Raw genomic sequence first — 24,243 nt, 5'->3', positions numbered from 1 at the left:
TTCTTTCCGATGCGCATCTACGGACCGAACGGCACCACGCTTGGAGCGCCGGCCAGCCAGGCCAAGCGGACGGGCTCCGGCACCTTCGCGCTGCCCGACACCTCATCGGCGCAGGAGACGCGGAGCGCTGCCGCACCGAAGGCCGCCGCCAACATCGATGCGCTGCTGGCGTTGCAGGGCGTCGAGGAGGATCCGGTCGAGCGCCGCAAGCGCTCGGTCGCCCGCGGCAGGACTGCGCTCGACGTGCTCGACGATCTCAAGATGGGGCTGCTGTCGGGCAATCTCGACGCCTCGACCGTGATGCGGCTGCGCGACGCCGCGGCGAACCTGAAATCGTCCTCCGGCGATGCCGGTCTCGATGCGGTGCTCTCGGAGATCGAACTGCGCGTCGAGGTCGAGCTGGCGAAGGCCGGGCAGGGGTAGTCAGGCAGGCTGTCTTACGCCGCCTCCTCCTTCAACTGCGCATCATAGCGGCGCTGGGCGGCAAGCACGTCTTTCAGATTCTGCTCGGCCCAATCGCGTAAAGGATCCACCGCCGCCGCCAGCGTCAGGCCGAGCTGGGTGATCGAATATTCAACCGTCACCGGCACGGTCGCGATGGCGCGTCGCCTGATCAGACCGTCGCGTTCGAGCGACTTGAGAACCTGGCTCAGCATTTTCTGCGAGATGCCTTCGATCGTGCGGCGCAACTGATTGAACCGCATCGGCTCCTCGCGCAGGAGCAAGAGGATCAGCACCGCCCATTTGTCGCCGACGCGATCGAGGATTTGGCGGGTGGGGCAGTTCGCTGCGTAGACGTCGGGTTTCATCGTCGGTCCTTGGAAATCATGCCGTTGCCTGAGGTGCGCGCGTCGGTTGTATGCGATCAGTTACCTCAGCGTAATCAGGTAAGCACAAAGTGCTCTCTTAACACCAGCATTCTTTAGGATATCTAGTTTCCGTTAGTTACCAAAGAAGCAAAGGAGCCTTCCATGAAAATCGCAGTCGCCGGCGCCTCGGGCCGAGCGGGTTCGGAGATCACCAAGGAACTGTCCCGCCGCGGTCACGCGGTCACGGCCATCGCCCGGAACCCCGAGAAGATCGCGGCCCTGCCGAACGTCACGCCAACCAAGGGGGATGTGCTCGACCAGGCTGGCCTCGCCAAGCTGTGGGCCGGTCACGACGTCGCCGTGAGTTCCGTGCACTTCCTGGCCAGCGATGCGCTCAAGCTGATCGGTGCGGCGAAGGACTCCAAGGTCGGTCGCTACCTCGTGGTGGGCGGCGCCGGCAGCCTCGAGGTTGCCCCGGGCGTGAAGCTGGTCACGACTCCCAATTTTCCAGCCCAATACAAGGCTGAAGCGGAGGCAGGTTCGGCCTTCCTGGACCTGCTGCGGCAGGAAAAGGACCTGAACTGGACCTTCATCTCGCCCTCGGCGCTGTTCGAGGAGGGGGAGCGGACGGCCAAGTTCCGGCTCGGGACCGACCAGCTTCTCGCAGATGCGAACGGCAAGAGCTGGATCAGCTTCGCCGACTACGCTATTGCGCTCGCCGACGAGATCGAAAAGCCGGCCCACCTGAAGCAGCGCTTCACGGTCGGCTATTAAGGGCGGCCAGCCGCCTCCAAGCCCTCAAGGATAAACCTTCCTGTGCAAGGGCTTGGGGGCGGGGGCGGGGCGGTGAGGGAAATATTGTCTGTCACGGGAGGCCACTATATAAGGCCCGGCTCAACGGACCTCGGTCCGTCCACGAGTCGTTGCTTAAGAAGATAGGCCTCCCTTGGAAAAGTTGAAAAACTACCGACCGACCGACAAAGAGCCTTTCATGAACGACCGGCAGAAGGAGTACTTCCGGTTGAAGCTCCTCGCCTGGAAGGATGAGATCCTCAAAGAGTCCAAGCTCACCCTGCAAGCCCTGCAGGAGGAGAACGTGAACCACCCCGATCTCGCCGATCGGGCCTCGTCCGAAACCGACCGTGCCATCGAACTCCGCGCCCGCGACCGCCAGCGCAAATTGATCGCCAAGATCGACGCCGCGCTCCAGCGTATCGAGGACAACACCTACGGCTATTGCGAGGAAACTGGCGAGCCGATCTCGTTGAAGCGGCTCGAGGCCCGGCCCATCGCGACGCTCTCGGTGGAAGCGCAGGAGCGCCACGAGAAACGCGAGAAGGTTTATCGCGACGAATAAGGTCCGAGCCGCAGCGATGCGGCTCTTTGTTTTTGGAACGCACGGCGCCGTTTCGCGCCGTGCCCGGCATATTGCCCGTGGCTTGCGATCGCACCCGCCATGGCGACGGCGCGATCGCGAAAAGTGAATCGTGATCAACGTGCTAGACCGGATTGCTCCGAGCTCACGTGAGTTCGGATGAGAAACAGCCTTCACTTCAGGTGCGGGAGATTTTGCGAGTCGCATCAACAAGATCGACTCGGATGTTGAGACGCTGATCCAGCTGCATCAAGCATCGCTGCAATCAGGCCTGCCGCGACGTCTCGAGACGGGCATCCCCATAAAGCCTGGACCAGCTCAATATTTCCTTAAAGCGGGGAAGCGGGACTTGGACGACCCGCCTCCCGCGCTTGTCAGGCCGCAGCGGGGATGCTGAAGTGCCGCCTTCGACTGCGTAGCGTGGGAGGCGGCGCCGATGGACAGGATTCTCGAAGCCGCAAAGGCGATCGCGCTGGCGCGCCGCAACCATGCCCCGCTCGCGGCGCTGGAGCGGCCCCCTGCGGACGAAGCCGAGGGCTATCAGGTCCAGCGCACCCTGCACGATCTGCTGCTGGCCCATGTCGGCCCGCTCGTCGGCTACAAGATCGGCTGCACCAGCCAGGTGATGCAGGAGTACATCGGGATTCCGCATCCCTGCGGTGGCGGCGTGTTCCAGAAGGGCGTCCATGACAGCGGCGCCAAGCTGGCCGCCTCCAACTATGTCCGGGTCGGCGTCGAATGCGAGATCGCGGTGCGGCTGAAGCGGGACCTTGCCGCAGGCGAAGCGCCGTTCACGGCCGAATGGGTCGGCGAGGCGGTTGAGGCCTACCATCCCGCGATCGAGGTCGTCGACGACCGCTACGTGAAATGGGAGACGATGGGCGCGCCGACCTTGATCGCCGACGATTTCTTCGCCGCCGGCTGCGTGCTGGGTCCCTCGGTCCCGCGCTCGTCGGTGCCGGACCTCAAGGCGGTCAAGGGCCGCGCCATCGTCAACGGCGAGGAGGTCAGTAGCGGCACCGGCGCCGACGTGCTCGGCCATCCCCACAACGCGCTCGCCTGGCTCGCCAACCATCTCGCTGCCGAGGGCAAGGCGCTGCACGCCGGGCAGCTCGTGCTCACCGGCAGCCTGGTGAAGACGCTGTGGCTGAAGCCGGGCGACAAGGTGCGGATGGAGCTGGACGGGCTCGGCGTGGTGGAGGCGGAGTTTACGTGAGGGGCCGTCGTCATTCCCCGCGAAGGCGGGGAATCCAGTACGCCGCGCTGCATGAGTGCAACCACGAATGTCCCGGAGTACTGGATCGTCCGCCTTCGCGGACGATGACAGTGGGGCTGGCCGGAATACTGTGCCCTCAATGGCAGAGCTTGACGCAGCAACGTTGCCAAAATGTCGCGAGCTTCGCTGGTGGTGTGCAGCTTCTGCCTCCATCCGACAGAGACATCTTGCGCTCGCCCGCAATCGGGTCTATGAGCCCCGTCCCATTCAACCCGTACGTTCAACGATGAGGAGACCAGCCGTGAGTACTTTGTGGCGATCGACACATTTCGTGCCGACGCTCTCAGTGCGTCCGGCTGACAGTCATCCAATCATGTTGAACGACAATGGCACAGTCATTGATTCAGCGCCGGCGGGAGGCCGAGCGCGCGCGGGTTGAAGCCTATGAGCTGTCGCTGCGGCATGTGTCGCAGCGGACGCGTCCTCCACCGGATTTCGAGACCGCGATCGACGAAGCCAGGCGTGGCTTCGAGGCCGACATCGTGCGCGATGCCGAGGCCTGGCAGCCGCGCATGAAGACCCGCGATGCCGCGCGTCTTCGTCTTGCCGCGGCTCGCTATCTGTTCGCGCGCTATCCTGTTGCCGAGCATCTGGAGCAGATCTGGATCGACGGCGCGGGACTGGACGCCGGCGAGATTCGTTTGCGCAAGCGCTGGTACATCGCGGCGGCCGGCGGCGGTTCGCTCTACGCTGCCGGTGCGGCCGAATGGCTGTCTCGCAAGGAGGTCCATGCGTTCCTCAATCCGTTGGGGCAGGTCGGCTTCGAGGCTGCGATCTGGCAGGCGATTGCGCGATCCTATGCGACCGATCCCGCTGTTGCGATGCGGATCGCGCGCACCAGGATCACGCAGACGCAGCGCGCTCAGCATCGCTTCTGGCGCGAGGTGGTGCGGTTCTTCTGCGCGCATCCGACCACGGTCGAGGACATGGATGACTTCCATGACTACCTCGCCGATTGCCACCGGCGTGATCCCGAGTACACCCTCAAGGGGCGTTCACTGATCTCGCTTGGGCGGCAGATGCGCGAATGGCATCGCGATCTCGATGCGATTGCGCGTATCGAGGCCGCACGCCGTCGCGCCGAGGCGGCGCGAAACCGTGCGCGGGGGCTGGCAGCAGGCCCCGAGCAGAGCGAGGACCGTTGGCTCGGTGCAGCGATCGCGGACTGGTCATGGACCAAATCGTCCAAGGACCGGGCCAAGCGCGAAGAATATGTTGTGGTCCAGTTGCGGACCGCAGCCGATCTCGTGGCTGAGACGCGCAGTATGCGTCACTGCGTCGCCACTTACGCGACAAAGTGCATTGCCGGGCATGCCTCGATCTGGTCGCTCCGTCGCCGTGTCTCGGGTGACGTCCAGCGGCTACTGACCATCGAGCTTGATACCCGTTTTCGGGCAGTTCAGGTTCGCGGGTTTGCGAACCGCCCGCCGCATCCCGAGGAGTGCAAGATCCTCCAGCGGTGGGCGCAGGCGCGCGGGATCATGCTGCTGTGAGAGATGCCTGCGCCGCTTCGGCGGCGCAGGCAAAATACATGCGGCCTCCGGCAGGGGAGCTACCGGAGGCCGCGTTGTACATCGTCGTTCGCGCCTAGGTTTCGCGAGCACGATGTGGGAGCTCTTGAAGAAGCTTAGAAGGGCAGCAGCACGTCCATGACCTGCTGGCCGTAGCGCGGCTGCTGCACGTCGGTGATCTGGCCGCGGCCGCCATAGGCGATGCGGGCCTGGGCGATCTTGGTGGAATCGATCGTGTTGTCGCTCTGGATGTCCTCAGGCCGCACGATGCCGGCGACGATCAGCTCGCGAATCTCGAAGTTGACGCGGATCTCCTGCTTGCCTTCGACGACCAAATTGCCGTTCGGCAGCACCTGGGTCACCACGGCGGCGACGTTGGTCTGCAGGGCTTCCTTGCGATCGACGCTGCCCTTGCCCTCGCTCGACGAGGTCGAGTCGGCGGTCAGGATGCGGCCGGGCAGGATCTTGTTGGCCTGGGTGATCGTCTGGGAGCCGATGAAGTCGGTGATCCCGGAATCTTCCTTGTTGCTGCGGCTGCGCGAGGTGTCGTTCTCGATGTTGGCCTTGTCGGTGATGTTCACGGCCACGGTCAGGAGATCGCCGACCTGGCGGGCGCGCTGGTCCTTGAAGAAGGCGCGGCTGCCGTTGCGCCACAGCGAGTTCGGATTGTAGGAGGCGACCTCGGGCTTCGGCATCGGCATCTGCACCGGCTTGTAGCCGGGCTGCGTGGTCGGATTGTCGATCGCCGACAGCTTCGGCTGCTCGCCGATCTGCGACAGGCGGTCGATCGAGGAGCAGCCGCTCGCCAAGGCGCAAGTCGCCAGCAGCAGGGCGGAGATCGCGATGCGACGAAGGCGGGAGGCCGAACTGAACGTGGACATGAATCTACTCTGACTTGGCTGGAGCTTGCGAGAGGCGAACTTGCGGAATCTGGGCTTGCGGGATCTGGGCTTGGGCGATCTCGGCCGTGGGCGTCTGGACCAGGCTCTGCGCCAGGGCGGCGGCCGCGGGCACGTTGTCGCGCCTGACCGAGGAGGTCTGCTCGACCGCCGGTGCCATCGGTGCGGACTGGCTGGCGCCCTGGACCGTCACCTGGCCGCGGCCGGTGACGACGCCGCTCAGCGTGCGCTTGGACTGCAGATTGAGCACGCTGACGGTGTCGCCCTCGGCGCCGCTCTCGATCGCCTTGCCGCGCGTGGTGAGATAGAGGCCGGGCACCTGGTAGATGATGGTGACGGCCTGATCGCGCACCACGAAGTCGGGCTTGACGAGGTCGGCGGCGCGGATCGGCGTGCCCGCGCGCATTCCGCGGCGCAGCTGCATGCCGATGCTGCGGTCGCGCGAGGCAGGCTCGCCGGCGACCTCGGCCTTCGGACGACGCTCCAACGACAGGTCGGAGGATTTCAGAAGCTCGGCGCGGTCGATGTCGCGCGTCAGCACGGCCACTTCCACCGTCTCGATCGCGGTGCCGGTGAAGCGCAGCTTGGTCGGCGCGGCATTGCCGTCCTTGGCGATCTCGAAGGCGACGTCGAAACGGCCGCTGCGGGCATCATAGCGGGTTGCGACCGGCTGCAGCGCGCCGCTGTTGGAGGCGTCGAGCCGCATCTCGGCGACGCTGCGGTCGAACGTGATGGTGATGTTGGCGGCGTCGCCGAGGCCGAAGCGGCGCTCGAGCGCGGCGGCGACCGCGTTCTCGATATCCTTGCTCGCGAGCGTGCGGGCGAGGCGGGTGACCTGGACCTCCTTGATGTCGCCGGTCATGACGCCGATCACCTGCTTAGCCCGCAGCACCGACAGCAGCTGGCCGACCGTCAGCGTGCCGGTGGTGCCGAGATCGGGCGAGCGGTAGACCGGAATCAGCGCAGCCGACCCGGCGTTGTCGATGAGATCGCCGACCCGCACCACGTCCGAGGTCACCGTGACGCTTGCCCGCAGCGTCGGCGCGGCGATGAAATCGTCGGCGGCCGCTGCCGGCAAGGCCAGCGCGAGCAGGGTGGAGATGGCGGCGAGGGTGGCGCGGATCATCGTCATCACCTCAACGGAACAGCGCCGTGGTCGATTGCATCATCTGGTCGGCGGCGCTGATCACCTTGGCGTTCATCTCGTAGGCACGCTGGGCGGCGATCAGGTCGCTCATCTCCGAGACGACGTCGACATTGGCCTGTTCCAGGCTGCCCTGCGTGATCTTGCCGTAACCTTCGGAGTTCGCCGTGCCGTCCTGCGGTGCGCCGGAGGACGGGGTTTCGGTGAACTGGTTGTTGCCGACCGGCTGCAGGCCCGCCTTGTTGATGAAGCGGGTGATGCCGATCTGGCCGACGATCGAGGACGTCGATGAGCCCGGCAGCGTCACCGAGACCTGGCCCTGCTCGCTCACGCTGATGCCCGAGGCGTTGTTCGGGATGGTGATGGTGGGCTGCACCGGGTTGCCCTGCGCGGTGACGACGCGGCCCTGATTGTCCATCTGGAAGGTGCCGTCGCGGGTGTACTGGAAGGTGCCGTCGGGCATCAGGATCTTGAAGAAGCCCTCGCCCGAGATCGCGAGATCGAGGTCGTTGCCGGTCTGCGACAGCGTGCCTTGCGTCATGCTGCGCGGCGTGCCGACGGTCTTGACGCCGCCGCCGATGTCGACGCCGACCGGCAGGATGGTGCCCTGGTCCGACGACTGGGCGCCGACGCGGCGGACGTGCTCGTAGATCAGGTCCTGGAATGCCGCCGTCTGCTTCTTGAAGCCGGTGGTGCGCAGATTCGCGATGTTGTTGGAGATCACCTGAACGTTGAGTTCCTGTGCCGCCATTCCGGTCGCTGCGGTGTGAAGCGCCTGCATCTCAGTTCTCCTTCAATCAGGCCGGAACGTCGGCGAGCTTCTCGATCGCCGATTTGTGGAGGTCGCTCTGCTGCTGCAGCAGGTTGGCGATCGCGGTGTAGCTGCGCATGACTTCGACCATGCGGGTCATCTCGCCGACCGCATTCACGTTCGACTTCTCGACATAGCCCTGCTGCAGGGTGGACTTGGTGTCGGGCTGCTGGTTCGCCGCGCCGGCGGCATAGAGATTGGCGCCGAGCTTGGTCAGCTTGGCCGGGTCGTCGAACGAAACCATGCGGATCTTGCCGCGGATCGAGTCGGTTCGCGCCGTGCCCTCGAGCACGGTGACGGTGCCGTCGGGCGCGACGTTGATGTCGTGGTCGGTCGGCTGGAAGGTGATCGGGCCGGCATTGCCAAGCACGAGATTGCCGTCGGCCGTGACGAGCTGGCCGGTGCTGTTGAGCGAGAACTTGCCGTCGCGGGTATAGAACTCGCCGCCGCCATTGGCCTGCACCGCGAAATAGGCGCCGCCGTTGATCGCCATGTCGAGCGGATTGTTGGTCGGCTCCATCGGCCCCTGGCTGATGTTGCGGAAGGTGCCGCGGTCCTGGACATAGGAGACCCGGCGGTCGCGGCCGATGAAATTGTCCTCACGCGCGTTCGAGTTGAGGTATTCCTCGAACAGCGAATGGTCGGACTTGAAGCCGTTGGTGTTGGCATTGGCGACGTTGTTGGCGATGACATCGATCTGCCGTTCCAACGTCATCTGCCGTGACAAGCCGATCAGACGCGCGTTCTGCATCGGAAATCTCCCCTGAGCGGATCTGCCATTTCGCTCTCCCAAGCGCCCTGGCGGACCCCGTGACCGAGACCGTCGGGCTCTCCCAAGCCGTGAGGTCTCGGCCCTCTCTCAGCGAAAGCCGTGCCACTCAAAAAAGACATGTATTTTCAATTGCTTGTCGATTTTCGACGGGCGCGGGCGGGCGGCAGAAAGGTTCTGTTAGCCATGTTTGCCCGGCAGATTTTTCCTAGCAGAGGCCCAATGGAAAGATTCCGTTAACCATTATTACCGTAGCGTTTGCGCATCAGAGGAGCGCATCGCGCTGGGGCATTCGTATCGCGTCACGGTCTGCCAGGAGGCTTCGCTCTTTCGACCCCTTTGAGAGATGAACGGGCGCGGCAACATGGCAGAGAATGAAGAAGGCGGCGCAGCCGCCGACGGCGCGGAAGCCGCTCCGCCGAAGAACAAGCTCAAGCTCATCATCATGGTCGTCGGCGTGCTCGCCCTGCTCGGCGGCGGCGCCGCGACCTGGTTCTTCTTCTTCCGTCATGGCGGCGACGAGCATCATGCCGAGGCCGCGCCGCCGCCGAAGCCGCCCGCTTTCGTCGACGTTCCCGACCTCATGGTCAACCTCGCCGGTTCGCCCGGCGAGCGCGTGCAATATCTGCGGCTGAAAATCGTGCTGGAGCTGAAGGAAGAGAAGCAGATCGAGGCGATCAAGCCTACGATGCCGCGCGTCACCGACATCTTCCAGACCTATGTGCGCGAGCTGCGCCCGTCCGACCTCAACGGTTCGGCCGGCATCTTCCGCCTCAAGGAGGAGCTGACCAAGCGCGTCAACGCGGCGGTCGCCCCGATCCAGGTCAGCGCCGTGCTGTTCAAGGAAGTCGTGGTCCAGTGAGCATGACGGACTAGGGATCATGGCGGGCAACGACCAAGTCGACCAGGATGCAATTGCCGCCCAGTGGGAGGCCTCGCTCGACAGCGAGGATCCCGCCGAGGCGGCAAAGGCTGCCGCCGAGAACGAGCTGTCGGAGACGATGGCCCTGCAATGGGCCGCCATGGTCGAGGACGGCAGCCGCGATCTCGGCAGCGGCAAGAATTCAGGCGAGCGGGTGCTGTCGCAGGAGGAGATCGACAATCTCCTCGGCTTCACCGTCGGCGACGTCACGCTCGACGACCATTCCGGCATTCGCGCGATCATCGATTCGGCGATGGTCTCCTACGAGCGCCTGCCGATGCTCGAAATCGTCTTCGACCGCCTGGTGCGGTTGATGACGACCTCCTTGCGCAACTTCACCTCCGACAACGTCGAAGTCTCGCTCGACCGCATCACCTCGGTGCGCTTCGGCGACTACATGAACTCGATCCCGCTGCCCGCCGTCCTCACCGTCTTCAAGGCCGAGGAGTGGGAGAACTTCGGCATGGCGACGGTCGATTCCAACCTGATCTATTCGATGATCGACGTGCTGCTCGGCGGCCGCCGCGGCACCAGCCAGCTGCGCATCGAGGGCCGGCCCTACACCACGATCGAGACCGAGCTGGTCAAGCGGCTGGTCGAGGTGGTGCTGGCCGACGCCGAGCAGGCGTTCCGGCCGCTGTCGCCGGTGACCTTCACGATCGACCGGCTCGAGACCAATCCGCGTTTCGCCGCGATCAGCCGTCCCGCCAACGCCGCGATCCTGGTGCGCCTGCGCATCGACATGGAAGACCGCGGCGGCAACATCGAGCTGCTGCTGCCCTACGCGACCATCGAGCCGATCCGGGGCGTCCTGCTCCAGATGTTCATGGGCGAAAAGTTCGGCCGCGACCCGGTCTGGGAGGGCCATTTCGCCACCGAGATCGTGCAGGCCGAGATCGCGGTCGATGCCGTGCTCTACGAGGCCGACATTCCGCTCAAGCAGCTGATGCGGCTCAAGGTCGGCGACACGCTGCCGCTCGACATGCGCGCCGACGCCAACGTCACCGTGCGCTGCGGCGACGTCACGCTGACCGAGGGGCGGATGGGCCGGGTCGGCGACCGTGTCGCGATCCGCGTGACGAAACCCTTGCGCAAGCCAAGTACGACACTTGCGATGTTCGAGAAGGTTGACGAGCAGAACAAGATGATGGAGGCCCCATGAACCACTCCCTGGGAATGGCGATCGAGACGCTGGTGGCTATCCTGCTGATGCTGACGATCGTCTACTGCGTCATGCTCAACAAGCGCCTGACGCGGCTCAAGGCGGACGAGCATTCGCTGAAGGCCGTCATCGGGGAGCTGATCACCGCGACCGAGATCGCCGAGCGCGCGATTGGCGGGCTGAAGCTCGCGGTGCGCGACGTCAACGAGAATCTCGGCAGCCAGCTCGCCGCCGCGACGCAGATGTCCGATCAGCTCTACAAGCAGCTCGGCGAGGCCGACAACGTGGTGCGGCGCCTGTCCAAGATCGCGATCGCCGCGCGTCCCGTCACCAATCCGGAGACGGTCGCCGCGCCCGCGGCCAAGCCGTCGAGCGCGAAGGCGGTCGCGGCCGCCGCCGAAGCCTTCTCCGAGCGCCGACGATCCAACGGGCTTGCCGCATGAAGTCCTTGCCGCATGAAGTCAGGGTATGAAGTCCTTTCGTAACATCCGCGTCATTCCCGTCGTCCTGCTCGCCGTCGCAGGCCTCGCCATGCTGAAGGTGGCGGGCCTCGCGATCAACGGCGGCTATGTCTTCGACTACAAGCCGAACCAGGGCAAGAAATCCTGGGCGGAAGAGAACCTGAATTTCCCGACCGGCCGCGACGATCCCGATATCACGGGATCGACCCACGGCGCGCCGAAGGAAGCGCCAAAGCCCGCGGCGCCCGAGACCAAGCCCGAGGGCACCGTGGTCAAGATCGAGGAAGGCCAGCCGCAGGTCTCGGCCTCGGAGCGCGCCGTCCTGGAACGGTTGCAGGCGCGGCGGCAGGAGATCGAGGCCCGCCAGCGCGAGATCGACATCCGCGAGAGCCTGCTCAAGTCCGCCGAGAAGCGCATCGAGACCAAGGTCGAGGAGATGAAGGCGGTGGAAACCCGCATCTCCGCGACCCAGGCCGAGCAGAAGGCCGCCGAAGCCCAGCGCATGAAGGGCCTCGTGACCATGTACGAGGGCATGAAGCCCAAGGACGCCGCGCGGGTGTTCGACCGGCTCGAAATGGGCGTGCTGATCGAGATCGCCTCGGCGATCGCGCCGCGCAAGATGTCGGACATTCTGGGGCTGATGTCGTCCGAGGCGGCCGAGCGCCTGACCGTCGAGATGGCCCGCCGCGCCAATGGCGGCGGCGATCAGTCCGCCTCGGCCGGCGAATTGCCCAAGATCGACGGCAGGCCGACGCAAAAGCCGAATTGAGGGCTCATACTTAAGAAGTCCTTAATTGGCAAAACCTTAGAGTCGAAGGCAGGGGCCGGCACCAGTGCCGGTGTGGACCCGTCGAACCGGAAGAAATGCCGCCAATGGCGCGAGAGGCTGCCGCTGGATTTGTGTCGCGAGCCCGCGCTTTGGCGCAAGGCGTGTCGCGCCATGTCCGCAAGCTGCCTTTGCTGGCCGCCTGCTTCCTGATGGGCCTCGGTGCACCTAGCCGGGCGGCCGATCCGATCAGGGGCGAGGCGACGTTTTCAGCCGGTGGCGGCTTTGCCCGTCTCGTCATCAAGCTCGGCGAGGATGTTCCCTCCGAGGTCACGACCGCGGGCTCCATCCTCATCATCCGCTTCGATCGGCCCGTGGATGTTCCGGTCGATCGCGTGCCGGAAGGCGCGCCCGATTACGTCAACTCCGCCCGCCGCGATCCTGACGGCGGCGCCATTCGTCTGTCGCTGGCGCGTCGCGTCACCGTCAACACCATGAACGCCGGCGAGCGCACCTTCGTCGACCTGCTGCCCGAGGGCTGGAAGGGACCGCCGCCGAGCCTGCCCATGGACGTGGTCAAGGAGCTCGCCGAGCGGGCACGCGCCGCCGAGCGCGCGCTGCGGGCCCAGCGCGCCGCCGCCGAGGCCAAGAAGCGTCCGCAGATCCGCGTGCGCGCCTCGGTGCAGCCGACCTTCGTGCGCTTCGTGTTCGAGATGCCCGACGGGGTCGGCGTCTCCTCCGTCCTCAACGAGCAGAAGCTCACGCTGGTCTTCAACACCAATCTCAATTTCGACCTGGCGGATGCGGTGGTCGCCGCCCCCCCGAACGTCGCCTCGATCAAGCAGAAGTCCGATATCGACCAGACCAGTGTCGAGATCGCGCTGGTCGGCGATTCAGACGTGCATTCGTTCCGTGACGAGAAGAACTATGTCGTCGACGTCTCCTTCCAGCCCGACAAGGGCAAGTCGGCGGCGTTGCCCGAAGCGGCGATCGCGCAGATGAAGCCGGCCGGTCACGGGCCGGCAGCTAGCCCTGCGCCCCCACCGGAAAAGCCGGCCGCGGAGAAGAAGGGCGCCCAGCGCGAGATCGCGCCGCCGACCTCCGAGACGATCGCGCGCGAGGCGAAGGTCGACATCAAGCCCGAGGTGAAGGTGGAAGCGCCCGCCGCGCTGCCGCCGGCCGAGGCGCCGAAACCGGCAGCCGCTCCCGCCGCCGAAGCGGTGCAACCTGCGGAGGGGCCCAAGGAAGCTGCGAAGGAAGCTGCGAAGCCGGCGCCGCCTGCGCCTGTCGAAGCGCCCAAGGAGATCGCGAAGGAGCCGGTCAAGGATGCGTCCGCCGCGGCGCTGCTCGCGCCCACGATCGCCAGCGTCGATGCACGCCGCGACAGCGACGGTCTGCGTGTGACGTTCCCGCTTCAGGTCGCAACACCGGCGGCGGCGTTCCGCCGCGGCGACACCGTGTGGCTGGTGTTCGATACGCCGAAGCCGATCGATGTCGAGGCGATCCGCACCAGGGGGGGCGCGATGATCGGCGAGGTCGGCCGCGTCCCGCTCGACAAGGGGCAGGCGGTGCGCATCCGTCTCACGCGCCCGCTGGTCTATTCGCTGACGAGCGAGGAGGTCGGCAAGGAGATCAACTGGATGCTGACGCTCGCCGACAAGATCCAGGCGACGCCGCTGCCGCTGATGATGTCGCGCAACATCACCGATCCCGCGCTCGCCAACATCGCCATTCCCTTCGCCAATCCGGGCCTGCTGCACAAGCTCACCGATCCCGACGCCGGCGACACGCTCTATGTCGTCACCGGGCAGCGGCCGGTGCGCGGCTTCATCAAGCGGCAGGACCTTGTCGATCTCTCGCTGCTGGAATCCGCGCACGGCATCGCGATCCGGCCGAACTCCGACGAGATCGGCGTCGAGGTCGGCGCGGACAAGGTGATCCTCGGCAAGAAGGGCGGACTGACGCTGTCGCCGGTCGACATCTCCGCCGAGCGGGCGCCGACCGCGGTGCGGCCGGTCTTCAGCCCCGAAGGTTGGCGCAAAGGCCAGTCGGAGAATTTCTGGGTTCGTCAGAACGAATTGATGACCGCGATCTCGGCCGTCGAGCCGGCATTGCGTTCGCTGCCGCGGCTCGATCTTGCGCAATTCTACATGTCACGTGCCATGTATCACGAGGCCAAGGCCGTCACCGAATTGATGCTGGGCGATCCCCTCAACAAGGAGGAGAGCGGCGCACTGATCATGCATGCGATCGCCAGCATCCTGATCGGCCGGCCGGCGCAGGGCCTGAAGGATCTCGCCAATCCTGCGATCGGCAACAGCCACGATTCCCAGCTCTGGAAGGCGCTGGCCTATGCGCGCCAGGGCAAATGGGCCGACGCGCGCGAGAAGTTCAAGAACGTCGAATTCGCCATCGCCTCGCTGCCGCTCGACATCCAGCGCATCGTGACGATGGACGCGATGCGCGCATCCCTCGAGGTGAAGGACTATGCCGGCGCCTCCAAGCGCCGCAGCGAGCTCGAGGTGGTCGGCGTTCCGCCCGAGGCCGCGCCTGGCTTCGCCGTGCTGCGCGGCCGGCTCGCCGAGGCGCTCGGCCACGACAAGGATGCGCTCGACGATTACAAGCTCGCGGTCGCCTCGAACGACCGTCCGGCTGCGGCCGAGGCCAAGCAGCTCGAGATCGCGCTGCGCCAGAAGCGAGACGAGATCGGCAAGGACGAGGCGCTGCGCGAGCTGGAGACGCTGTCGATGACCTGGCGGGGCGATGCGATCGAGGTCAAGACGCTGCAGATGCTGTCGCGTCTCTATGCCGAGAACGGGCGTTACCGCGATGCGCTCACCGCCGCGCGCACCGCGACGAGGCTGCAGCCGAACGCCGAAGCCTCGCGTCAGGCGCAGGATCTCGCCTCCGAGCTGTTCACGCAGCTCTTCCTCGGGCCGAAGGGCGACGAGCTGCCGCCGGTCGAGGCGCTCGGGATGTTCTACGAGTTCCGCGAGCTGACGCCGATCGGCCGCCGCGGCGACGAGCTGATCCGCCGGCTCGCCGACCGTCTCGTCTCGATCGATCTGCTCGACCAGGCCGCCGAGCTCCTGCAATACCAGGTCGATCATCGCCTCGAAGGCGCGGCGCGTGCCCAGGTCGCCGCACGCCTTGCCATGATCTATCTCGCCAACCGCAAGCCCGACATGGCCATCACCGCGTTGCGCGCGAGCCGCATCAGCGATCTCTCGGGCGAACTCAGGCAGCAGCGCCTGCTGCTGGAGGCGCGCGCGCAGAGCGACGTCGGCCGTCACGATCTCGCGCTCGACATCGTCTCCAACGTCGCCGGGCGGGAGGTGCTCCGCCTGCGCTCCGACATCTTCTGGGCGGCGCGGCGCTGGCGCGAGTCCGCCGAGCAGATCGAGCTCTATTACGGCGACCGCTTCCGCGACTTCAAGCCGCTCAATGCGGTCGAGAAGAGCGACATCATACGCGCCGCCGTCGGCTACGCACTCGCCGACGACTCGATCGGCCTGTCGCGCTTCCGCGAGAAATACGCCCCGCTGATGAGCGAGAGCGCCGACCGTCTCGCCTTCGACATTGCCAGCAAGCCGGCCGCAGCCTCCAGCGCCGAGTTCGCCGAGATCGCCAAGCTCGCCGCCAGCGTCGATACGCTCGAAGGCTTCCTGCGCGAGATGAAGCAGCGCTTCCCCGACGCCACCGCGCGCGCCCCCGGCGCGCCGCAGGCCAAGGACGAGAGCGACCACACCGGCTCGCTGCCCACGATCCCGGTCGTCCGGCAGATCAAGATGACGCGGTAGGGCTCGGCACCGCGGAAAGCGCGGCCCGTGACCGCGCCACAAACTCGTCATTGCGAGCGCAGCGAAGCAATCCAGAATCTTTCCGGAGCGGCAGACTGGATTGCTTCGTCGCAAGGGCTCCTCGCAATGACGGGGAGAGGTCGGGGGCCTTCGTCGAGATCTGAGGAGAGGCATTGATGTCGCCCCGCTGTCACCCCCCGTAACTCTGCACCAGGCTCCCCGCCACCAGCGACCAGCCGTCGACCAGCACGAAGAAGATCAGCTTGAACGGCAGCGCGATCGTTGCCGGCGGCAGCATCATCATGCCCATCGACATCAGCACCGAGGCGACCACGAGGTCGATGATCAGGAAGGGCAGGAACAACAGGAAGCCAATCTCGAAGGCGCGCTTCAGCTCGGAGATCATGAAGGCGGGAACGAGAATGCGTAAGGCGAGATCGTCGGGCGTCGCGGGCGGCGGCTCGCCGGAGAGATCCAGGAACAGCTTCAGGTCCTTTTCGCGCACGTTCTTCTGCATGAAGCCGCGCAGGGGCACGGAGGCACGCTGGAACGCATCCTCGACGCCGATCTGGTTGGCGACGAGCGGGCGGATGCCCTCGTCGTAGGATTTCTGCAGCACCGGGCCCATCACGAAGAAGGTGAGGAACATCGCGAGCGCGATGATCACCGAGTTCGGTGGGGCGGTCGAGGTGCCCATCGCGGTGCGTAGCAGTGACAGCACCACCACGATGCGCGTGAACGACGTCATCATGATCAGGATCGACGGCGCGATCGAGAGCACCGTGAGCAGCGCGATCAGCTGGATCGCGCGCTCGGTGACGCCGCCGCCACCGGCGCCGCCGCCGAGATTGATGCTGATGTCCTGGGCATGCGACGGCATCGCGAGCGAAGCCGCGCCGACCAGGACAGAAAGGAAAAGAACTCTACGCGGGAGGGCCGGCAACCTCACGAAGATGGCTTCGGACGGCCGAGCAGGGAGGCCATCTCGTCTTCGAGATTTTCAAAGCTGGTCTTTTCTGCGGCCGGCTTTGCCGGCGCGGCGGGCGGCGCCGGCGGCTCGCTGCGCGCGGCGCGGGGGGGAGCGGGCGGCGGCTCGGGCGCAACCGGAGGTGCGACCGTCTCCCCGGCCGGGCGGCGCAGGGCAGCCTCGAGGCGCTGCGCCATTTCGGCGAGATTTTGCTCGGCGCTCGAGGGCGCAGCAGCCGGCGCCGGCGGCGAAACGGGCGGAGCCTGCGGCACAGGCGGGGGTGGCGGCGGCGCGGCGGCGCGCTCGGCCCGCACCGGCGGCATCTTCATCGGCTCGGTGCCGCGCGGCGGACGCGGCATCAGCGGCGGCTCGCTGCGGGCAATGCGCGGCGGCAACGGCTCGCGCTCGGGACGCGGCGTGCTCGGCTCCGGCGTAAAGCCGCCGAGAGCCGGCTCGCTGCGGCGTTCCGCCAGCGCAGGTGCCGGCCGGCGCACTTCGTCGGCGAAGGAGGGACGCGCGGGCCGCGGCGGCGGCTCGGGCATTTGCGGCTCGGGATGGTCGAGCAGCTCGGGCCGCGGCGCGTCGTCGGCCCAGCCGCCGGCATCGGGCATGGGGGCAAGGCGCGGCGGTTCGGCGGCGTTCGGACGTTGCGGGATCTGGTCGCGGCTGGGCGCGGCGCGAACGATGTTGGGCTCGACGACGATGTCGGTCGGGCCGCCGATCATCAGCAGATGCTCGACATTGTCGCGCCGGACCAGCACCAGCCGGCGCCGGCCGTCGACCGCGGCGGCGTCGATCACGGCGAGGCGGGGCATCCGGCCGCGCTGGGTGTTGGCGCCAACGCGGCCACCGGCGAATCGGCGAACCAGCCATGCAGCGACGCCGATCAACGCCAGCACGACGATGAACGCGACGATGAAGGTGATAGGGCTGCCTTGCATACTTGTCCCCGACAAATGGCGCTTTTCTCGTGCCCATGGTCAGTTGCCGACCACCGGCGGACGATGCCCCAAACTGCGATTTCTTAACGTTCCACGGCAAGTTTTGCCGTCCCCAACTCTTAATAACCCATGAATCGCCCGATCCAAAACGACTTCTTGCCCTGTGCACGCACCGCCAACGGTTGGGTTAATGCCGGTTTTGGGAGCGTAGAATCACGGGGCGCGCGCATGCGTGTGCCGTCCGGGGACAGAGGCCCGCGACGTCTTAACCAGCTGTTAACCATACACGCGGCAAATTCTGCCTAGCTTCGGACCTTGGGTCCGGAGCGGCGGAAGGAGCCGCGACGATGTCCATCAACGATATCCCGGAACTGTCGGTGCTTCGCACCAAGATGCAGTGGCACCAGGAGCGCCAGCGCGTCCTGTCCGAGAACGTCTCCAATTCCGACACGCCGAAATTCCGGCCGCGCGACCTCGTCGAGCCGAAGTTCGACAAGGCCGGCGCCGTCACGGGGTCCATGGGGCCTCTGGCCATGACCCGGACCAGCGCCTCGCACATGACGCCATCGGGGGCGGCTTCCGCCTTCGACCAGAACAAGAACGCCGGTTTCGAGACCCGCCCTGCCGGCAATGCCGTCAATCTCGAGGAGGAGATGATGAAGGCCGCCAGCAACCAGATGGACTACGCGGCGGCGACCTCGCTCTATTCGAAGAGCCTGCGCCTGCTCAAGACGGCGATCGGCAAGGGTTAGGCCTGAACAAGAGTTAGGCCTGAACAAGGGTTAGGCCTGAAGGAGGCGGAACATGGCAAATGACAGCAGCGACTTCGCCCGCTCCATGGCAATCGCGACCTCGGGCCTGCGCGCGCAGGCCGGACGCATGCGGGTGATCTCGGAGAACATCGCGAATGCGGATTCGACGGCGCAGGCCGCCGGCGGCGATCCCTACCGGCGCAAGGTGCCGACCTTCTCCTCCGCGCTCGACCGCACGCTCGACGCGCAGGTCGTCACCCTCGGCCGGATCAAGCCCGACCAGTCCGCCTTCCGCGTCAGATACGAGCCGAACAATCCGGCGGCGGATGCCACCGGCAACGTCAAATATCCCAACGTGAACTCGGTGGTCGAGATGACCGACATGCGCGACGCGCAGCGGTCCTACGAAGCCAACCTCAACATCATCAGTGCGACGCGCCGGATGATCCAGCGCACGCTCGACATCCTCAAGAGTTGAACAGGACATTTGAGCCATGGCATCACCGACAATCGCCGCCAATGCTTACGCCAACCTCGCCCGGGTGCTGGAGAGCAGCGGCGCCGGCAAGGGCAGCGAACCGAACGGACAATCCTTCGCCGCGCTGCTGAAGGACGCCGTCGGCAGCGTCATGGAATCGGGCCGCAAGTCCGACGCGCAGACGGTGGCGATGGCCGCCGGCAAGGCCAACGTGATGGACGTGGTCACGGCGGTCGCAGACACCGACGTCGCGGTGTCGACGCTGGTCTCGGTCCGCGACCGCGTCATCGCGGCCTATGAAGACATCATGAAGATGCAGATTTGATTTTTGCGCTGGCGTTCGCCGCAGGCGTCATTGCGAGCGCAGCGAAGCAATCCAGAAATCTCTCCGCGGCGACAGTCTGGGTTGCTTCGCTGCGCCCGCAATGACGGGGAGAGGGCGTTTGTTCCTCGCCGCGGTGGCGGGGATGTAGGTTGAACAAGGAATTCTGCAAATGACCGGACCCGAGACCCTCGACGTCGCGCGTGACGCGATCTGGACCATCGTGATCGTGTCGTCGCCGCTGATGGTGGTCGGCCTCGTGGTCGGTGTCATCGTGTCGCTGTTCCAGGCGCTGACGCAGATCCAGGAGCAGACGCTGATCTACGTGCCGAAGATCCTGGCCATCTTCGCCACGATGCTGCTGGCGCTGCCGTTCATGGCCGATTCGATGCACGCCCACATGCTGCGGATATCGTCGCGAATCATCGGCGGCTGAGGCACAATGCGTGAATTATGCGCATCGACGTCTCGCTGCTGCCGGCGCTCGCCGCTTCCTTCATGCTGGCCTTCGCCCGGGTCGGCGCGATGGTGATGCTGCTGCCCGGCCTCGGCGAGACCAACATTCCGACGCGGATCAAGCTGTCGATCGCGCTCTTGCTCACGCTGATCATCCTGCCGCTGCATCGCAACGCCTATCAGGTCGACATGGGCTCGCTGGCGCCGCTGCTGGTCTTGATGCTGCATGAGATCGCGATCGGCATCGTCCTCGGCGCGACCGCGCGGGTGACGTTGTCCGCGCTCCAGGTCGCGGGATCCGTGATCGCGCAGCAGATGGGGCTCGGTTTCGTCACCTCGGTCGATCCGACGCAGGGCCAGCAGGGCGTGCTGGTCGGCAACTTCCTGACCATGCTGGGCGTGACGCTGCTGTTCGCCACCGACAGCCATCATCTGGTGATCGCGGCGCTGAACGACAGCTACACGATCTTCTCGCCGGGCGAGACCGTGTCGAGCGGCGACGTCGCCTCGCTTGCGACGCGCGCCTTCGCCGCCGCGTTCAGCCTGGGCCTGCAGCTCTCCGGGCCGTTCCTGGTGTTCGGCCTCGTCTTCAATATCGGGTTGGGCGTGCTGGCGCGGCTGATGCCGCAGATGCAGGTCTATTTCGTCGGCGTGCCGCTGTCGATCTTCGCGGGCTTCCTGGTCCTCGCGGTGGTGCTCACCGCGATGATGGGCACCTTTCTCGACTATTTCATCGGTGTCATGCACCAGATGATGCCGCTGAAGTGACGGGGCTCGACCGATGGCGGAAGACAACGATCCCGAAAGTCAAACAGAAGACCCGACGCAAAAGCGCCTCGACGATGCGCTCGAACGCGGCGACGTCGCCAAGAGCCAGGAGGTCAACACCTGGTTCATGATGGCGGGCGGCACGCTCGTCGTCTCCACCTTCTCGGGCTCGGTCGGCAGCGGGCTGCTGACGCCGATGCGCAACCTGCTCGCCAATTCCTGGATGATCAAGACCGACGGCAAGGCCCTGCTCGCGCTGACGCAGCAGATCGAGCTCGCCGTGCTTGCCGCGATCGGCGTGCCCCTGTTGATGCTGGTGCTGGCGGCCATCGCCGGCAACATGCTGCAGCACCGGCTGGTTTGGTCGGCCGAGTCCCTCAAGCCCAAGTTCAACAAGATCTCGCCCGGCGCCGGCTTCAAGCGCATCTTCGGCAAGCAGGCGGCCGCCAATTTCCTCAAAGGCATCGGCAAGCTGGTCGCTCTCGGCGTGGTCATGACCATGATCCTGTGGCCGGAGCGGCACCGCATGGAAGCGATGGTCAGGCTCGATCCGGCCGCCATGCTGGGCGCCAGCACCAGCATGACCATCCAACTGCTCGGCGCGGTGGTCGCCGCGCTCGCGATCGTCGCCATCGCCGACTATTTCTTCCAGTACCGCAGCTGGTTCCAGCGGCAGAAGATGTCGCTCCAGGAGATCAAGGAAGAATACAAGCAGTCCGAAGGCGACCCGCACATCAAGGGCAAGATCAGGCAGCTGCGGCAGCAGCGCGCCAAGAAGCGCATGATGGCGGCGGTTCCCAAGGCTTCCGTGATCATCACCAACCCGACCCACTATTCGGTCGCGCTGTCCTACGAGCGCGGCATGACCGCGCCGATCTGCGTCGCCAAGGGCGTCGACAACCTCGCCTTCAAGATCCGGGAGATCGCCCGCGAGCACGACATCCCGATCGTGGAGAACGTGCCGCTGGCCCGCGCGCTCTACGCCACCGTCGACATCGACCAGGAAATCCCGACCGAGCACTACCATGCCGTCGCCGAAGTCATCGGCTACGTCATGCGCCTGAAGCGCGGATTTGGCGCCGGGCGGGGATAAAATGCCCGAAAAGTACCGGAAATGGCCGTAATCTGGGAATCAGCGTACCTTTCGCCGCTGCTGCCCTTGCACCTCAGGGTCCGATTCAGGCAGGGAGGACCCCACGCGCCCGGTGGCGCGTTGATTCTCTGCCGACAGGCTGCGCCAGCTCGAGAATGACCGCCGAGACCGACCACGACCTCACACGCGAGCCCGTTGCGGCGCACGAGCCGTCGCCGCGCTCGGGCAGCATTGCGCTGGTGCTGCTGGTGGCCGCCGGCCTCGTCGCCGTGGCCGTCGGGCTGATGACGCTCGGGCGCGCGCAGGCGCAGCCCTATATCCTCGGCATCCTCGCCGTGCTGGCGATGGTCGGCCTGTTCAACCTGTTCGCCTTCGCCGCCGGCATCATCCGCTTCGCGGACCGCAATCTCGACGATCCCATCATCGGCCGCATCTCCGATCACGCCTTCGACGGCCTTGCCGTCACCGACGCGCGCGGACACGTGGTCTATTCCAATGCCGCCTATCTGACGCTGACCGGCGCCAGCGGACCGCAGGACGTGCGCCCCGTCGAGCGCGTCTTCATCGGCAATCCCGACGTCTCGGAGGCCGTGTTCCGGCTGCTGAAAGCCGCCCGCGAGGGCAAGCGGCAGCAGGAAGAGGTGCGCATTTCCGGCCTTGACGGCAACCAGGGCCGCTGGCTGCGCATGCGCGTGCGCCCGCTCGGCACCGGCAAGCGCGAGGCTAAATACGCGGTGTGGTCGATCGCCGACATCACGCGCGACCGCGAGCGCCAGGAGGACGTGTTCCAGGAGCTCCAGCACGCCATCGAATATCTCGATCACGCGCCGTGCGGCTTCTTCTCGGTCAACCCGGCCGGCGAGCTCGCCTATGTCAACGCGACGCTGGCGAACTGGCTCGACTACGACCTCGCCGAGATCGGCTCGGGCGGCCTGAAGCTGACCGACATCGTCTCCGGGGACGGCGCCTCGCTGCTCACCTCGATCGTGGCGGTGCCGGGCGAGGTGAAGACCGAGGTCTTCGACATCGACCTGCGCATGCGCTCCGGCAAGACCATGCCGGTGCGGCTCTATCACAAGCTCGCCTTCGGCGCCGACGGCGCGCCGGGGCCCTCGCGCACGCTGGTGATCAGCCGTGCCCGCGACGAGCGCAGCGATCCTGACCGTGCCGCCGAAGTGCGCTTCATGCGCTTCTTCGACCACACGCCGATGGCGATCGCGACCGTCGATCGCGCCGGCAACGTGGTGCGTGCCAATGCGCGCTATGCCAAGCTCGGCCAGGCGCTGGGGCTGGACACTTCCTCCAAGTCGATCTTCCGCGCGGTGAATTCGCGCGACCGGCACCTCCTGATCGCGGCCATCAACCAGGCCGCCGAAGGCAAGGCCGACATCGCGCCGGTCGAGGTGGCGCTGGAAGGGGCCAAGGAGCGCTGGGGCCAGTTCTTCGTGACGCCGGTCGATTCCGCCGAGACCGAGGCGGAAGCCGCCATCGTGCACATGCTCGAGACCACCGAGCGGCGCGCGCTGGAGAATCAGATCAACCAGTCGCAGAAGATGGAGACGGTGGGCCAGCTCGCCGGCGGCATCGCCCACGACTTCAACAACGTGCTCTCCGCCATCATGATGGCGAACGACTTCCTGCTGAACGCGCACAAGCCGACCGATCCGTCGTTCCAGGACATCATGCAGATCAAGCAGAACGCAACGCGCGCCGCGACCCTGGTGCGGCAATTGCTGGCGTTCTCGCGGCGGCAGACGCTGCGGCCGCAGGTGCTCGATCTCGGCGACGCGCTGTCGGATCTCACCATGCTGCTGCGCCGGCTGATCGGCGAGAAGGTCAAGCTCGACCTCGTGCACGGCCGCGACCTCTGGCCGGTGAAGGTCGACGTCTCCCAGTTCGAGCAGGTGATCGTCAATCTCGCGGTGAACGCGCGCGACGCCATGCCCGACGGCGGCAAGCTGATCATCCGCACCGCCAACGTCACCACCGAGGACGCGGGCAAGCTCGCCTACAAGGGCATGCCGGCTGCGGATTATGTCCGGATCGAGGTTGCCGACACCGGCACCGGCATCCCCGCCGACATCCGCGACAAGATCTTCGAGCCGTTCTTCTCGACGAAGGAAGTCGGCAAGGGCACCGGCCTCGGGCTCTCGACCGTCTACGGTATCGTCAAGCAGACCGGCGGCTTCATCTATGTCGATTCCGAGCCGGGGCAGGGCACCTCGTTCCACATCTTCCTGCCGCGCCACCACGCCGAGGCCGAGGTGCAGGTCGAGCAGCCCGCAGCATTGGTCAGCGCGACCAACGGCGCCGCGAAGGAAGCCGCCGCCGCGGCGGCCGAGGCGAAACCGCGCACCGACCTCACCGGCCAGGGCACCATCCTGCTGGTCGAGGACGAGGAGGGGCTGCGCGCACTCAACGCCCGCGGCCTGCGCTCGCGCGGCTACACCGTGGTCGAGGCCGAGAACGGCGTCGAGGCCATGGAAATGCTGGACGAGCAGAGCGGGGCGATTGATCTCGTCGTCTCCGACGTCGTCATGCCGGAGATGGACGGCCCGACGCTGCTGAAGGCGATGCGCGAGAAGAACCCCGACATCAAGTTCATCTTCGTCTCCGGCTATGCCGAGGATGCCTTCGAGAAGAGCCTGCCCGAAGGCCAGCAGTTCGACTTCTTGCCGAAACCCTTCACGCTCAGCCAGCTGGTGGCGGCGGTGAAGGAGACGATGACGAAGCAGGGGTGAGGGGCGTGCACGCGCCATTC

General features: G+C 66.0%; 24 protein-coding genes. 17 read left to right on the top strand and 7 right to left on the bottom strand.

Features of this window, described 5'->3' with window-relative positions; translation table 11 throughout:
• The first annotated feature begins 9 nt into the window (after nucleotides 1-9).
• Complete coding sequence (locus BDOA9_RS28705) at nucleotides 10-423, top strand: flagellar assembly protein FliX (protein WP_025037391.1); 414 nt, start codon at nucleotides 10-12, stop codon at nucleotides 421-423.
• Between the two features lie 14 nt (nucleotides 424-437).
• Here the strand turns inward: BDOA9_RS28705 and BDOA9_RS28700 are convergent, their stop codons facing one another.
• Nucleotides 438-809, bottom strand: coding sequence for a winged helix-turn-helix transcriptional regulator (locus tag BDOA9_RS28700; protein WP_025037390.1), 372 nt, complete (start codon nucleotides 807-809; stop codon nucleotides 438-440).
• Between the two features lie 162 nt (nucleotides 810-971).
• Between BDOA9_RS28700 and BDOA9_RS28695 the strand changes: the two genes are divergently transcribed.
• From BDOA9_RS28695 to BDOA9_RS28680, 4 genes are all read left to right on the top strand, one after another.
• The gene (locus BDOA9_RS28695; protein ID WP_025037389.1) at nucleotides 972-1,583 is read left to right on the top strand and encodes an NAD(P)-dependent oxidoreductase; all 612 of its coding nucleotides are present in this window, start codon (nucleotides 972-974) and stop codon (nucleotides 1,581-1,583) included.
• 217 nt (nucleotides 1,584-1,800) lie between these two features.
• Nucleotides 1,801-2,166 carry an RNA polymerase-binding protein DksA gene (gene dksA, locus BDOA9_RS28690; RefSeq protein WP_085966600.1) on the top strand — a complete coding sequence of 122 codons (366 nt, stop codon included), beginning with the start codon at nucleotides 1,801-1,803 and terminating at the stop codon, nucleotides 2,164-2,166.
• Between the two features lie 454 nt (nucleotides 2,167-2,620).
• Nucleotides 2,621-3,400 carry a 2-keto-4-pentenoate hydratase gene (locus tag BDOA9_RS28685; protein WP_025037388.1) on the top strand — a complete coding sequence of 260 codons (780 nt, stop codon included), beginning with the start codon at nucleotides 2,621-2,623 and terminating at the stop codon, nucleotides 3,398-3,400.
• A gap of 386 nt (nucleotides 3,401-3,786) precedes the next feature.
• Nucleotides 3,787-4,953 (top strand): PcfJ domain-containing protein, encoded by a 1,167-nt coding sequence (locus tag BDOA9_RS28680; RefSeq protein ID WP_025037387.1) that lies wholly within the window; start codon nucleotides 3,787-3,789, stop codon nucleotides 4,951-4,953.
• A 134-nt stretch (nucleotides 4,954-5,087) separates the two neighbouring features.
• Here the strand turns inward: BDOA9_RS28680 and flgH are convergent, their stop codons facing one another.
• The 4 genes from flgH to flgF are packed head-to-tail and all read right to left on the bottom strand — an operon-like array spanning nucleotide 5,088 to nucleotide 8,576.
• Complete coding sequence (gene flgH, locus BDOA9_RS28675; protein ID WP_025037386.1) at nucleotides 5,088-5,852, bottom strand: flagellar basal body L-ring protein FlgH; 765 nt, start codon at nucleotides 5,850-5,852, stop codon at nucleotides 5,088-5,090.
• 4 nt (nucleotides 5,853-5,856) lie between these two features.
• Nucleotides 5,857-6,996, bottom strand: coding sequence for a flagellar basal body P-ring formation chaperone FlgA (flgA, locus tag BDOA9_RS28670; RefSeq protein WP_025037385.1), 1,140 nt, complete (start codon nucleotides 6,994-6,996; stop codon nucleotides 5,857-5,859).
• A gap of 10 nt (nucleotides 6,997-7,006) precedes the next feature.
• The gene (gene flgG, locus BDOA9_RS28665) at nucleotides 7,007-7,795 is read right to left on the bottom strand and encodes a flagellar basal-body rod protein FlgG (RefSeq protein WP_025037384.1); all 789 of its coding nucleotides are present in this window, start codon (nucleotides 7,793-7,795) and stop codon (nucleotides 7,007-7,009) included.
• 16 nt (nucleotides 7,796-7,811) lie between these two features.
• Complete coding sequence (gene flgF, locus BDOA9_RS28660; protein ID WP_025037383.1) at nucleotides 7,812-8,576, bottom strand: flagellar basal-body rod protein FlgF; 765 nt, start codon at nucleotides 8,574-8,576, stop codon at nucleotides 7,812-7,814.
• 382 nt (nucleotides 8,577-8,958) lie between these two features.
• On the opposite strand from flgF, the gene fliL reads away from it, so the two are divergent.
• From fliL to BDOA9_RS28635, 5 genes are all read left to right on the top strand, one after another.
• Nucleotides 8,959-9,456, top strand: a complete 498-nt coding sequence (fliL, locus tag BDOA9_RS28655; RefSeq protein ID WP_025037382.1) for a flagellar basal body-associated protein FliL — start codon at nucleotides 8,959-8,961, stop codon at nucleotides 9,454-9,456.
• 19 nt (nucleotides 9,457-9,475) lie between these two features.
• Complete coding sequence (gene fliM / locus BDOA9_RS28650) at nucleotides 9,476-10,678, top strand: flagellar motor switch protein FliM (protein WP_025037381.1); 1,203 nt, start codon at nucleotides 9,476-9,478, stop codon at nucleotides 10,676-10,678.
• A complete protein-coding gene (locus tag BDOA9_RS28645; RefSeq protein WP_025037380.1) occupies nucleotides 10,675-11,121 on the top strand; it encodes a DUF6468 domain-containing protein in 447 nt (148 codons plus the stop codon). Before fliM ends, BDOA9_RS28645 begins: the two co-directional genes overlap by 4 nt.
• Before the next feature lie 25 nt (nucleotides 11,122-11,146).
• A complete protein-coding gene (locus BDOA9_RS28640; protein WP_025037379.1) occupies nucleotides 11,147-11,908 on the top strand; it encodes a MotE family protein in 762 nt (253 codons plus the stop codon).
• Between the two features lie 104 nt (nucleotides 11,909-12,012).
• Complete coding sequence (locus tag BDOA9_RS28635) at nucleotides 12,013-15,705, top strand: hypothetical protein (protein WP_025037378.1); 3,693 nt, start codon at nucleotides 12,013-12,015, stop codon at nucleotides 15,703-15,705.
• A gap of 190 nt (nucleotides 15,706-15,895) precedes the next feature.
• On the opposite strand, the gene fliP is transcribed toward BDOA9_RS28635, so the two are convergent.
• Together fliP and BDOA9_RS28625 are read right to left on the bottom strand one after the other, a co-directional pair.
• Nucleotides 15,896-16,654 carry a flagellar type III secretion system pore protein FliP gene (gene fliP, locus BDOA9_RS28630; protein WP_025037377.1) on the bottom strand — a complete coding sequence of 253 codons (759 nt, stop codon included), beginning with the start codon at nucleotides 16,652-16,654 and terminating at the stop codon, nucleotides 15,896-15,898.
• On the bottom strand, nucleotides 16,651-17,613 hold the full coding sequence (locus tag BDOA9_RS28625; RefSeq protein WP_025037376.1) for a flagellar biosynthetic protein FliO: 963 nt from the start codon (nucleotides 17,611-17,613) through the stop codon (nucleotides 16,651-16,653). The genes fliP and BDOA9_RS28625 overlap by 4 nt, the downstream gene beginning before the upstream one ends.
• Nucleotides 17,614-17,960: 347 nt before the next feature.
• Between BDOA9_RS28625 and flgB the strand changes: the two genes are divergently transcribed.
• The 7 genes from flgB (at nucleotide 17,961) to cckA (ending at nucleotide 24,223) form a co-directional block, all read left to right on the top strand.
• Nucleotides 17,961-18,365, top strand: a complete 405-nt coding sequence (gene flgB / locus BDOA9_RS28620) for a flagellar basal body rod protein FlgB (RefSeq protein WP_025037375.1) — start codon at nucleotides 17,961-17,963, stop codon at nucleotides 18,363-18,365.
• 52 nt (nucleotides 18,366-18,417) lie between these two features.
• Nucleotides 18,418-18,843, top strand: coding sequence for a flagellar basal body rod protein FlgC (flgC, locus tag BDOA9_RS28615; RefSeq protein WP_025037374.1), 426 nt, complete (start codon nucleotides 18,418-18,420; stop codon nucleotides 18,841-18,843).
• 16 nt (nucleotides 18,844-18,859) lie between these two features.
• Nucleotides 18,860-19,168: a flagellar hook-basal body complex protein FliE gene (fliE, locus tag BDOA9_RS28610; RefSeq protein ID WP_025037373.1), complete on the top strand. Its 309-nt coding sequence runs from the start codon at nucleotides 18,860-18,862 to the stop codon at nucleotides 19,166-19,168.
• Nucleotides 19,169-19,337: 169 nt separating this feature from the next.
• Complete coding sequence (gene fliQ, locus BDOA9_RS28605; RefSeq protein WP_025037372.1) at nucleotides 19,338-19,601, top strand: flagellar biosynthesis protein FliQ; 264 nt, start codon at nucleotides 19,338-19,340, stop codon at nucleotides 19,599-19,601.
• Nucleotides 19,602-19,618: 17 nt separating this feature from the next.
• Complete coding sequence (gene fliR / locus BDOA9_RS28600; RefSeq protein WP_025037371.1) at nucleotides 19,619-20,389, top strand: flagellar biosynthetic protein FliR; 771 nt, start codon at nucleotides 19,619-19,621, stop codon at nucleotides 20,387-20,389.
• A 13-nt stretch (nucleotides 20,390-20,402) separates the two neighbouring features.
• Entirely contained in the window at nucleotides 20,403-21,482 is a 1,080-nt protein-coding gene (gene flhB, locus BDOA9_RS28595; RefSeq protein WP_025037370.1) for a flagellar biosynthesis protein FlhB, read from the top strand.
• A gap of 155 nt (nucleotides 21,483-21,637) precedes the next feature.
• Complete coding sequence (gene cckA / locus BDOA9_RS28590; RefSeq protein WP_025037369.1) at nucleotides 21,638-24,223, top strand: cell cycle histidine kinase CckA; 2,586 nt, start codon at nucleotides 21,638-21,640, stop codon at nucleotides 24,221-24,223.
• Nucleotides 24,224-24,243 lie beyond the last annotated feature (20 nt).

It is taken from the genome of Bradyrhizobium sp. DOA9, assembly GCF_000617845.2.
In the GTDB taxonomy this organism is placed as follows: domain Bacteria; phylum Pseudomonadota; class Alphaproteobacteria; order Rhizobiales; family Xanthobacteraceae; genus Bradyrhizobium.
The sequence above is the reverse complement of the archived record's forward strand: the minus strand, read 5'-3'. Positions and strand labels throughout refer to the sequence as shown.